Origin of the sequence: Comamonas piscis (assembly GCF_014109725.1) — a bacterium.
Taxonomy (GTDB): Bacteria; Pseudomonadota; Gammaproteobacteria; order Burkholderiales; family Burkholderiaceae_C; genus Comamonas; species Comamonas piscis.
Genome location: NZ_CP058554.1, coordinates 3,924,130 through 3,935,012 on the forward strand (window position 1 = coordinate 3,924,130; position 10,883 = coordinate 3,935,012).

At 61.8% G+C, this 10,883-nt stretch carries 9 protein-coding genes; 3 read left to right on the forward strand and 6 right to left on the reverse strand.

Features of this window, described 5'->3' with window-relative positions:
• Nucleotides 1–32: 32 nt before the first annotated feature.
• The 4 genes from HS961_RS17680 to HS961_RS17695 all read right to left on the reverse strand — a co-directional run bounded on the left by HS961_RS17680 (nucleotide 33) and on the right by HS961_RS17695 (nucleotide 4,600).
• On the reverse strand, nucleotides 33–1,118 hold the full coding sequence (locus HS961_RS17680; RefSeq protein ID WP_182324239.1) for a TRAP transporter substrate-binding protein: 1,086 nt from the start codon (nucleotides 1,116–1,118) through the stop codon (nucleotides 33–35).
• A gap of 267 nt (nucleotides 1,119–1,385) precedes the next feature.
• Nucleotides 1,386–3,299, reverse strand: a complete 1,914-nt coding sequence (gene dxs, locus HS961_RS17685) for a 1-deoxy-D-xylulose-5-phosphate synthase (RefSeq protein ID WP_182324241.1) — start codon at nucleotides 3,297–3,299, stop codon at nucleotides 1,386–1,388.
• A 125-nt stretch (nucleotides 3,300–3,424) separates the two neighbouring features.
• The gene (locus tag HS961_RS17690) at nucleotides 3,425–4,333 is read right to left on the reverse strand and encodes a polyprenyl synthetase family protein (protein WP_182324243.1); all 909 of its coding nucleotides are present in this window, start codon (nucleotides 4,331–4,333) and stop codon (nucleotides 3,425–3,427) included.
• Nucleotides 4,334–4,342: 9 nt separating this feature from the next.
• The gene (locus HS961_RS17695; RefSeq protein WP_182324245.1) at nucleotides 4,343–4,600 is read right to left on the reverse strand and encodes an exodeoxyribonuclease VII small subunit; all 258 of its coding nucleotides are present in this window, start codon (nucleotides 4,598–4,600) and stop codon (nucleotides 4,343–4,345) included.
• A gap of 396 nt (nucleotides 4,601–4,996) precedes the next feature.
• Between HS961_RS17695 and HS961_RS17700 the strand changes: the two genes are divergently transcribed.
• The 3 genes from HS961_RS17700 (at nucleotide 4,997) to HS961_RS17710 (ending at nucleotide 8,329) form a co-directional block, all read left to right on the forward strand.
• Nucleotides 4,997–6,136, forward strand: a complete 1,140-nt coding sequence (locus tag HS961_RS17700; protein WP_182324247.1) for an aromatic ring-hydroxylating oxygenase subunit alpha — start codon at nucleotides 4,997–4,999, stop codon at nucleotides 6,134–6,136.
• A gap of 148 nt (nucleotides 6,137–6,284) precedes the next feature.
• Complete coding sequence (locus HS961_RS17705; protein WP_182324249.1) at nucleotides 6,285–7,166, forward strand: DMT family transporter; 882 nt, start codon at nucleotides 6,285–6,287, stop codon at nucleotides 7,164–7,166.
• Nucleotides 7,167–7,408: 242 nt separating this feature from the next.
• Nucleotides 7,409–8,329, forward strand: coding sequence for a sulfurtransferase (locus HS961_RS17710; protein ID WP_182324251.1), 921 nt, complete (start codon nucleotides 7,409–7,411; stop codon nucleotides 8,327–8,329).
• 66 nt (nucleotides 8,330–8,395) lie between these two features.
• Here HS961_RS17710 and HS961_RS17715 read toward each other — a convergent pair whose 3' ends face one another.
• Both HS961_RS17715 and HS961_RS17720 read right to left on the reverse strand, forming a co-directional pair.
• Entirely contained in the window at nucleotides 8,396–10,342 is a 1,947-nt protein-coding gene (locus HS961_RS17715) for a trypsin-like peptidase domain-containing protein (protein ID WP_182324253.1), read from the reverse strand.
• Nucleotides 10,343–10,461: 119 nt separating this feature from the next.
• Nucleotides 10,462–10,833, reverse strand: a complete 372-nt coding sequence (locus HS961_RS17720) for an SMR family transporter (RefSeq protein ID WP_182324255.1) — start codon at nucleotides 10,831–10,833, stop codon at nucleotides 10,462–10,464.
• Nucleotides 10,834–10,883 lie beyond the last annotated feature (50 nt).

Below are 10,883 nucleotides of genomic sequence, written 5' to 3' on the forward strand. Positions count from 1 at the left end.
AGGCCCCAATGGCCTAGTGCATCCCCTCCCGATCAGGGAAGTTTGGCCTGGGCCATGTACTGGTTGAACGGGTACTCGGAGAAGCGGTTCCACAGGATCTGGTCCTTCTGGAAGGCGCGCATGTCCTGGTGGATCTTCTTGAACTCGGGCGACTTGGCTTCGTGCTCGGCAAAGGTTTCCATCGAGGCCTTGAAGCCGGCGTCCATCAGCTCCTTGGAGAAAGGCTTGAGCTGGGTCTTGTTGGCAACCAGGTTCTTCAGTGCGATGGGGTTCAGCACCTGGTACTTGGCGGTCATGTCGGCTGCTGCCACGCGGGTGGCGGCGTCAAGGATGGCCTTGTTCTCGGGCGACAGGGCGTTGTACTTCTTGATGTTGATGAAGAACTCCAGATCGGCCGAACCTTCCCACCAACCGGGGTAGTAGTAGAACGGTGCGACCTTGTTGAACCCCAGCTTTTCATCGTCGTAAGGACCGACGAATTCAACGGCATCCAGCGTGCCCTTTTCCAGTGCCTGGTACACATCGCCAGCAGGCATATTCTGCGCCACCACACCCAGCTTGGCCATGGCCTCGCCGAACACGCCGCCGCCCATGCGCATCTTCAGGCCCTTCAGGTCGGCCACGGTCTTGATTTCCTTGCGGTACCAGCCGCCCATCTGGGTGGTGGTGTTACCGGCAGATGCGGTCTTGAAGTTGTACTTCTCAAAGAAGGCATCGAGCAGCTTGCGGCCATTGCCGTGGTCCTTCCAGCCTGCCATCTGCAGGGTGGTCAGGCCAAAGGGCACAGCGCAGCTGAATGCGAAGATCGGGTCCTTGCCGGTGAAGTAGTAGGCCGCCGTTTGGGCCATGTCGATGGTGTCGCCCTGCAGCGCATCAACCACGCCGAAAGCGGGCATCAACTCGCCGGCCGGGTGGACCGAGATTTCAAACTTGCCGCCCGACATGGCCTTGACGGCGGAGGACAGCTTTTCGGCGCTGCCGAAGATGGTGTCGAGCGACTTGGGGAAGCTCGATGCCAGGCGCCAGCGCACTGCTGCTTGCGCATGCACCGCCGGCGCTACCCCAGCAGCCAGAACGCCAGCAATACCGGCATTTTTGATAAGCGAACGACGATCCATGTATGTCTCCAATTATTTGTAGAAAGTAAAGGTAGCTATCGTGCCATAGGCGCAAGCCGCTTTTAGCATTGCAAATTGTAGAAATGGTTGCAGAAGTGACTTCAGGGGGTTTTCCCCAGAGTCGGACAAAGGATTTTGTCCGCATTGCGCCACAGTCCATGCAAAGCCCGCAGCGGCCCCACTCCAGCGCTTTCGCAGGCAACAAAAAGCCCGGTACGCAAAGGACCGGGCTTGTCGCGGAGCACCAGGCGCAGGCCTGGCAGCAGATCAGGCCGCTGCGCTCTGGCCGGAAGCAGCCTCAGAAACCGCAAAACGCTCGCGGATGCTGCGCTCGATGCCAGCGGCATCCAGGCTTTGCATGGCCATCAGCTTGACCGGATCGCCATGCTCGATAAACGCATCAGGCAAGCCCAGCTGCAGCACTGGCACATCGATATGCAGCTGCTGCAGGGCTTCCAGCACCGCACTGCCGGCGCCGCCCATCACGCAACCGTCCTCGACGGTGACCAAGGCATCATGGCTTTGGGCAACCTGCTGGAGCAGCGCAGTATCCAGCGGCTTGGCCCAGCGCATATTCACGACCGTGGCATTGACGGCCTCGCCCACTTCCAGCGCGGGGTAAAGCAAGCTGCCAAAGGCCAGGATGGCAATGCGCGGACGGCCGGCCACGGCAGGCTGGGCCTGGCGGCGGAGCTCGCCCTTGCCAAAGGGCAGGCCTTCCAGCGATTCGAGCGGCTCCACACCGGCACCGGAACCACGCGGGTAGCGCACGGTAACGGGATGGTTCTGCGCAAAGGCGGTGCTCAGCAGCTGGCGGCATTCGCGCTCGTCAGCGGGGCAGGCCACACTCATGTTGGGGATGGCGCGGGTAAAGGCGATGTCGTAATTGCCGGCATGGGTGGCGCCATCGGCACCCACCAGGCCTGCGCGATCAAGCGCAAACACCACGGGCAGGTTCTGCAATGCCACATCGTGGATCAGCTGGTCATAGCCGCGCTGCAGGAAGGTGGAGTAGATGGCCACGACGGGCTTGAGCCCTTCGCAGGCCAGGCCACCGGCAAAGGTCACGCTGTGCTGCTCGGCAATGCCGACATCGAAATAGCGCTTGGGGAAACGCTTTTCAAACTCGACCATGCCCGAGCCTTCGCGCATCGCGGGGGTGATCGCGACCAGGCGCTCGTCCTGGGCGGCCATGTCACACAGCCAGTGGCCAAACACCTGGGTGAAGGTTGGCTTGGGTGGTGTGGCCGGCTTGACCAGGCCAATGGCCGGGTCGAACTTGCCCGGGCCGTGGTAGGCCACAGGATCGGCCTCGGCCAGCTTGTAGCCCTGGCCTTTTTTGGTGACCACATGCAGAAACTGCGGGCCCTTGAGCTGGCGGATGTTCTCCAACGTGGGGATCAGCGAATCGAGGTCATGTCCATCGATGGGGCCAATGTAGTTGAAGCCAAAGTTCTCGAACAAGGTCGCCGGCACCACCATGCCCTTGGCTTGCTGCTCCAGGCGCTTGGCCAGCTCCAAGAGCGGCGGCACCTGCTTGAGCACGCTTTTGCCTACGCCGCGCGCCTTGGCATAGAACTGGCCGCTCATCAGCTGTGCCAGGTAGCGGTTAAGCGCGCCAACCGGTGGGCTGATGCTCATGTCGTTGTCGTTCAGGATCACCAGCAGGTTGGCATCGCTGACGCCGGCATTGTTCAGCGCCTCAAAGGCCATGCCAGCGGTCATGGCGCCGTCGCCGATGATGGCCACGGCCTGGTGCTCGCTGCCTTTGATCTTGAAGGCCTCGGCCATGCCCAGCGCCGCCGAGATGCTGGTCGACGAATGGGCGGTACCAAAGGCGTCGTACTCGCTCTCGCTGCGCAGAGGAAAGCCGGAGATACCGCCCCACTGGCGCAAGCCCTGCATACGGTCGCGGCGACCGGTCAAAATTTTGTGTGGGTAGGTCTGGTGGCCCACATCCCAGACAAAGCGGTCATGGGGCGTGTCGTACACCGCATGCAGCGCAATCGTCAGCTCCACCGTGCCCAGGTTGGAGCTCAGGTGGCCACCCGTCTTGGACACGCTCTCCAGCACAAACTCCCGCAGCTCACGTGCCAGGGTCTTGAGCTCGGCGCGCGACATCTTGCGCAGATCCGCCGGGTCGTTGACGGTGGCTAGCAGGGGGAAGGACTTCGTGGACATACTTTGGTTTGGATCACTTGCTACGCATGCCCAGGAGCATCCGCGCAGTTTTTTTACTTGAAGGGCAAGGGGCTATGTTAGCGCCTTGGGACCAGAAGACTGGTCTTTAGGCGCATTTGGCCTACTCAGTGGCTGCGGCGCACGACCATGTCGGCCAACGCCGCCAGAGCGGCCGTTTGTGGCAAACCGCTACCCGCCAGCGCCTGCTGGGCCTCGGCCAGCAGTTCATGGGCGTAGTCGCGTGCGGGCTGCAGACCCATCAGCGATACATAGGTGGGCTTGTCGTTGTCGGCATCCTTGCCGGCTGTTTTGCCCAAGGTGGCAGAGTCGGCCACCACATCAAGCACATCGTCAATCACCTGGAAGGCCAGCCCCAGCGCTGCACCATACTGCTGCAGCGCTGCCAGCGCCGCCCCCTGAATGCCGGCGCAGGTGGCGCCCATCTCGACGCTGGCTTGCAGCAGCGCGCCGGTCTTGAGCTTGTGCATCTGCTGGAGCTGGTCGCGCGTCAGCTGTTTGCCCACGCTCGCCAGGTCAATGGCCTGGCCACCGGCCATGCCGCTGTAGCCCGCTGCCAATGCCAGCTGCCGGCACAAACGTGCCTGCACCGCATCGGGGATGGCACTGCCCTCGGGCACCAACAGCTCAAAAGCCAGTGCCTGCAGCGCATCGCCAGCCAGCAGGGCCTGGGCCTGGCCAAACTGCACATGCACGGTGGGCTTACCCCGGCGCAGCACATCGTTGTCCATGCAGGGCATGTCGTCATGCACCAACGAATAGGCATGGATCAGTTCGACGGCGCAGCCGGCGCGCAAAGCGGCCTCCGCTTGGGCGGCATCCAGCTTGCCCACGGCCTGGGCAGCGGCCAGCACCAGCAAGGGGCGCAGGCGCTTGCCGCCATCGAGCACGGCATAACGCATGGGCTCGCCCAGGTTGGCGGGGGCATCGGCGGCGATCCAGCGTGTGAGGGCATCTTCGACGCGGGCGAGTTCCTGGCTGCACCAGAGGGCAAAATTATCGTGCGTTGATGTCATTGTTTGCGCTTATTCCTCGCTGGCCCAGGGCTTGAGCTGGCCCTCATCCAGTACTTTGATCTGGTCCTGCACGGCTTCGAGCTTGCCCCGGCAAAAGGCCAGCAGCACGGCGCCGCGCTGGTAGGCAGCCAGCATATCGCCCAAGGGCAGCTGTCCCGACTCGATACGCGCCACCAAGCCTTCCAGCTCCTGCAACGCACTCTCGTAGTTATCGGGTTCGGGCAGTTCTGGCGCGGCAGAGGTCTTGGAAACGGAGGCCTTGGGCATGGGCAAAGTGGGCAAACGGGTTGCCCAGGTGCATGAAGTTAAAGCCATGATTTTAGGCGCAGGACAAGCCGCCGCGCGCGCAGCTGCGACCGCACGCCCTCCCCGGCCGTGTTGCCCGCTTGCTATTCCCGCAAAGAATCCCTGCCATCTATCGTGGAATAAGCGGTTTCAGCTATCAATTTGATAATATGGGCACTCTGCAAGTGCGGCAGAGGCGAGCGGAGAAGATGTGCTGCCAACCTCCAATTCACGCATGGACAGAACGGGAATAACCCCACTGGGTATAATCCCATTTTTCGCGAAACCGGCCATCCTTTGTTGTTGCTGCCGGTTTTATTTTTTCTCAGTGTGCGTACGCGCACCCTCCCTGTGGGGAGTCTTTAGGTCAGGTCACCCATGTCTGATTTAAGTCTTCAACTGCAGCAGGCCGCAAGCCAACTTCCAGTTTCAAGCTACTTCGATCAAGCGCTGTTTGAGCGCGAGATGCAAACCATCTTCCAGAACGGCCCCAAGTATGTGGGCCACCAGCTGGCGATTCCCGAGATTGGCGACTACTACGCCCTTCCCCATGAAAAGGAAGGCCGCGCCTTGGTGCGCAATGCCGCTGGCCAGGCGGAGCTGATCTCCAACGTCTGCCGCCACCGCCAGGCGGTGATGCTCAAGGGCCGAGGCTCGCTGAACCAGCAGCAAAAAGGCAGCGCGGGCGGCAATATCGTCTGCCCACTGCACCGCTGGACCTACAGCCCCAGCGGCGAGCTGCTGGGCGCGCCGCATTTTGCGCAGGACCCTTGCCTCAACCTGAACAACTACAAGCTGCAGGAATGGAATGGCCTGCTGTTTGAGGACAACGGCCGCAATATCCAGGCCGACCTGGCCAATATGGGCCCGGCAGCTGCCTTGAGCTTTGATGGTTTTGTGCTCAACCATGTGGAGATGCATGAATGCAACTACAACTGGAAGACTTTTATCGAGGTCTACCTGGAGGACTACCATGTCGGCCCCTTCCATCCCGGACTGGGCAACTTCGTCACCTGCGACGATCTGAAGTGGGAGTTCGCCAAGGAGTACTCGGTGCAAACCGTCGGCGTGGCCCCCACGTTTGCGAAGCCAGGTTCGGACATCTACAAGACCTGGCATGAAGTGCTGCTCAACTTCCGCCAGGGCAAGATGCCCGAGCATGGAGCGATCTGGCTCACCTACTACCCCCACATCATGGTGGAGTGGTATCCGCATGTGCTGACGGTCTCGACCCTGCACCCGGTCGGCCCGGACAAGACCATGAATGTGGTGGAGTTCTACTATCCCGAGGAAATCAGCGCCTTCGAGCCGGAGTTTGTGCAGGCCCAGCGTGCCGCGTACATGGAAACCGCCATCGAAGACGACGAAATCGCCGAGCGCATGGATGCCGGCCGCAAGGCCTTGTACGAGCGCGGCGACAACGAAGTCGGCCCTTACCAGAGTCCGATGGAAGACGGCATGCAGCACTTCCACGAGTGGTATCGGGGTATGATGCAAGCCGCTGTTCCAGACAAGTGATCTGCCACGGCCAGGCACTCCCAACTTCCAGGTGACGTCTGCAAAACTCCTTGCCGTGGTCTGACACGGGCTCGGGCGAGGGTTCAGCAGAGGACCCATATAGCTGCTAGCGCTTTGCGATAGCAGCTTTTTTATTTAGAAAATTCCGATGCAAGCCCTTTGGATGGTGGCCGCCGCGTTCATGTTTGCACTCATGGGCGTGTGCATCAAGTTCGCCTCTGTGTACTTCAATGCGGCTGAGATCGTGTTCTACCGGGGCATCATCAGCATGGCGCTGATCTGGTGGCTCACCCGGCGCCAGCATATCTCCCTGACTACCCGCTACCCCAAGATGCATGCCTGGCGCAGCTGCATTGGCGTGACATCGATGGGCATGTGGTTCTACGCCATTGGCAAGCTGCCACTGGCCACGGCGATGACCTTGAACTACATGAGCAGCCTCTGGGTGGCGGCCTTTGTCGTGGGCAGCGCCCTGCTCACCTGGCGGCCCAAGGGCGAGGGCGACCAGCCCGCGCTGAACATTCCGCTGGTGCTGACGGTGATCAGCGGCTTTTGCGGCGTCATTCTGATGCTGCGCCCCAATATCGACGCCGACCAGATGTTTGCCGGCATGGTGGGGCTGATGTCGGGCCTGATCTCGGCCTTTGCCTATATGCAGGTGGTGGCGCTCTCGCGCATGGGCGAGCCCGAGCAGCGCGTGGTGTTTTACTTTGCCGTGGGCTCGGCCATTGCCGGTGGGCTGGCGACTTTGTTTGTCGGCACCTCCAGCTTCCCCGGTTGGCCCGCGCTGTGGCTGATTCCCGTGGGCATTCTCGCTGCTGGCGCGCAGCTGGCCATGACGCGCGCCTATGGCTCGGCCACCACGCGCCGCGCCACCTTGGTAGTGGCCAACCTGCAGTACTCGGGCATTGTTTTTGCCGGGCTGTTCAGCGTTGTGGTGTTTGGCGACCAGATTCCGGCCATCGGCTGGATGGGCATGGCCTTGATTGTCGCCAGCGGCATTGTGGCGACGGTGCTGCGCAAGCGCTAGAGATCCTCTGCAGTACCCTCGCCAAGCGGGATGGACGTGGATCGGGATGAGGGGCAAGGCGTGTTTTGCAGTCGAGCCGTAGCTATTGACAAGGAAGACAACGCAGCGGATCGCCCGAGACCGCATTCCGACCACGGCAGGGAGCTTTGCAGAGGGTCCCAAACGACAGGCAGTTCGCTGGCAGCGGCATGCCCGGCACTGCCACATAATGCTTGGCAGACCTTTCTCTGGAGCACCCTGCCATGGCCACCACGCCCCTCACCGCCACCTACTCCCCGCTGATCAGCGTTGCTCAATTGCAGGCGCTGCAGCAGTCCAGCCCTCAGCAAGTGATGGTGTTCGACTGCAGTTTTGACCTCGCCAAACCGGCCGCAGGCGCCGAGCAGTTTGCCCAGGCGCATATTGCAGGTGCTGTCTATGCCAATCTGGACAAAGACTTGAGCGCCGCCCATGGCGCCCTCAGCCATGGCCAGACCATTGCAGCCACCGACTTTGGCGATCCGGCATCGGGTGGCCGCCACCCGCTGCCCAGCCGCGAGCGCTTCGCGGTGTGGCTGTCGCAAGTGGGCTTTCGCAATGACATGCAGGCGGTGGTGTATGACCGCAATGGTGTGAACTATGCTGGCCGGTTGTGGTGGATGCTCAAGTGGGCGGGCCATGATGCGGTGGCCGTGCTGGATGGCGGCTTGCAGGCATGGCAGGCAGCAGGTGGCGCCATCGACACCGGAGAATCCGTCAGCCACTTCCAAAGCAACTTTGAGCTACGCCCGGCGCTGCGCACGCTCAAGACCGCTGCACAGGTGCAGCAAGCGCTGGGCGGCCAGCAAACCGTCCTCGACGCGCGAGCGCCTGCCCGCTACCGCGGCGAGGTCGAGCCTTTGGATCCTGTAGCCGGCCATATCCCCGGCGCGCTCAACCGCCCCTTCAGCAGCAATATTGGCGCCGACGGCCGCTTCAAGCCAGCCGCCGAACTGCGTGCCGAGTTCGATGCACTGCTGGCCGGGCACGATCCGCAAACGGTCGTGCACCAATGCGGCAGCGGCGTCAGTGCGCTGCCCAATTTGATGGCGATGGAGATTGCCGGCTATGCACCGACGGCACTGTTTGCCGGGAGCTGGAGCGAGTGGTGCAGCGACCCATCACGCCCGGTGGAAAAGGGCTGATGGGCCGGTGGCTGAACAGAAGGTCTGACCGCTCTCCCGCCAGCGGTCAGACCTGAAGGGCTTGCCTTACTGGCTGCCCCAGACGTAGTAAGCCACGCCCTCGAACAGGAACTGCGGGTAGGTCGCCACCACAAAATCACGCTCGGAGGGATTGGTGGTGTAGAAGTGCGCGCCGGTGAGCGTATTGTAGAAACGGTACATGGGCACCGAACCATCGCCTTGCGCCTGGCGCGCATACCAGGCCACACCTTCCACACTGAACTGCGGGTAGTTCGCGATCACAAAACCCCGCTCGTCGGCATTGATGGTGTAGAAATGCGAGCCCGAGTTGTTGTTGAAGAAACGGTAGACCGCATTGGGCGCTGCAGCCGTCTGCGTCGACGCATAGAAACCAATATTTTCATACTGGTAGTTCGGGTTGCCCTGGATCACCGCATCGCGCTCCTGCGCACTGGCCGTGAAAAAGTGCGTGCCGTTCTGCGTGTTGTAGAAGCGGTAGACCGGCATGCGGCCCGATGCGGGTACCTGCGTGCCGCCCGCATCCACCAACCATTTGCGCAGCGCAGGCATCACGCTGTTCAAGCTGGGATAGAAGCTGTAGGCACCCGCACCATTGGCCCGGCAACTGGCCTCCGAGGCGCCCGTCAACACGCCGGTGACGGCGCCGTTGTTGAACAGCGGTGAGCCACTGCTGCCTTGCTGGGTCAGGCCCAGGGACCAGCGCACATAGTAGTAGTTGCCGGTGCTGCGGGCAGAGGTGCAGAACACGCTCTCGCCATCCAGGCTGCAGTCATAGCGCGAAGACATGGTGCCCATGCTGATCTTCTGCAGGCCACCGTCGGGGTGGTGCACACCGATCACGCTGCTGTTGTCAGGCACGATGCTGCTGTCCCAACCCAGAAACACAGCACCCGCCGGCGGCGTGTCGTTGAGTTTCAGCAAGGTGACATCGGGGTTGGCGCTGCTGTACAGCAGCTGGGCGCCATTGCGCAGATTCACGCTGCTGGGCGACAGGCTGTTGCTGGAGCAGCGGGTGGAGGTATAGAACCAGTCGGTCTCCAGCGCCGAGGCCAGGGTCTGGGTCGACATGCAGTGCGCGGCCGTCAGAAAGTACGGCGTCCTGGAGCCCTGGGCATCGTTGAGCAGGCTGCCGGTGCACAGGCCGTAGTAGTAGCGGCCATCGGCCAGACGCTCGGTCACATAGGCCATGCGGGCCACGCCCTTGCGCTCGGTTTGCAGTTGGGTGAAGCAGTTGACATCCAGATGGCATTCAACCGGATTGCCCAGCGGCAGGGACTTGGCATCTTCTTGCGCTTCATCGGCCTCTGCCGTGCCCAGCGGCAGCGACAGGTTTTCATAGATGTGCATCACCTCTGGCATCGACACCTTGAGCTGGTCAGGCGCCGTGCCCGGGGGCAGCTCGATCTCCAGCGTCACCTGTTCGCCAGAGCTGCTCGGCGTCCACCAGGTGCGGCCTGCTTCGCTGTCATCACCGGCATCCCGATTGGCCTGCAGAATCTGCATCACGCGCTGGCCAGAGATCTCGAACACCGCGGCAGGCTGGTGGTCGGTATAGAGGCGCAGCATGGCGCTGCCGGGCAGTTGCTCCACCACCAAGCCCAGGCGCATGCCCTCGGCACCGCCAGAGCGCACACTCAGGGCCGCCACCGCGCCACCTTTGGCGGATGGTTGCCATTGCAGCAGCTGTGCCGTCTGGGTGGACGACTGGGCCTGCTGCACAGCGCGCGAGGCACCGATGATGTGCACGGGCAGCTGGGGGGCGGATTTCAGCCCCACCCACTCGCCCAGGTCAATGGCGACCGGCTGGATCGCCAGACCGGCCTCCATGCTCTTGGTACGCACAAATTCCAGCGGCACGCCTGCGGGCTGCTCCAGCGCAGGCACCTTGAACACCTGGTCTGCCAAGCCTTGCGGCAGCGCCGCGCCAGCCATTCCCGCCATCGAACCCCAGGTGACCAGACCGGCCACCCTTATTTTTGCCATCCATCCCATGCCTGCTATCCCTCCAGAGCCATCAATACAAAACGAAGCATTCTAAGATTTATTTTATAAATCGATGGCGGAAGTTCTGTGTCAATCCTTGCAAGGCTGGCATCTGTGGACAACAAGCATCAGTGCCCTGCCGACTTGGAAAACAGGTTGATCACCAGCACCCCGGCAATGATCAGCCCCATGCCCGCCATGGCGCCTGCATCAAGCTTTTGCCCATGCAAGGCCCAGGCGATCAGCGAGATCAGCACAATCCCCACGCCCGACCAGATGGCATAGGCAATGCCGGTGGGCACGGTTTTCAAGGTTTGCGCCAGCAGGTAAAACGACAGCACATAGCCGACGCCGCAGATCAGGCTGGGCACCAGCCGGGTAAAGCCCTCGGAGGACTTCATGGCCGTAGTGGCCATCACTTCCAGCGCAATCGCGCCGCCCAGGTAGACATAGGCATTCATCTCAACTCCTTTTGGTTTTCTAAGAGGATAGGCAAGCATGGAAGCACACCTATTCTGAATAGCAAAGGCCCCGGCTTTTAACCAGGGCC

Bases quoted from the DNA above. Each gene is read 5' to 3' on its own strand.
- HS961_RS17680 (WP_182324239.1), bottom strand. From the start codon at position 1,118: ATGGATCGTCGTTCGCTTATCAAAAATGCCGGTATTGCTGGCGTTCTG.
- dxs (WP_182324241.1), bottom strand. From the start codon at position 3,299: ATGTCCACGAAGTCCTTCCCCCTGCTAGCCACCGTCAACGACCCGGCG.
- HS961_RS17690 (WP_182324243.1), bottom strand. From the start codon at position 4,333: ATGACATCAACGCACGATAATTTTGCCCTCTGGTGCAGCCAGGAACTC.
- HS961_RS17695 (WP_182324245.1), bottom strand. From the start codon at position 4,600: ATGCCCAAGGCCTCCGTTTCCAAGACCTCTGCCGCGCCAGAACTGCCC.
- HS961_RS17700 (WP_182324247.1), top strand. From the start codon at position 4,997: ATGTCTGATTTAAGTCTTCAACTGCAGCAGGCCGCAAGCCAACTTCCA.
- HS961_RS17705 (WP_182324249.1), top strand. From the start codon at position 6,285: ATGCAAGCCCTTTGGATGGTGGCCGCCGCGTTCATGTTTGCACTCATG.
- HS961_RS17710 (WP_182324251.1), top strand. From the start codon at position 7,409: ATGGCCACCACGCCCCTCACCGCCACCTACTCCCCGCTGATCAGCGTT.
- HS961_RS17715 (WP_182324253.1), bottom strand. From the start codon at position 10,342: ATGGGATGGATGGCAAAAATAAGGGTGGCCGGTCTGGTCACCTGGGGT.
- HS961_RS17720 (WP_182324255.1), bottom strand. From the start codon at position 10,833: ATGCTTGCCTATCCTCTTAGAAAACCAAAAGGAGTTGAGATGAATGCC.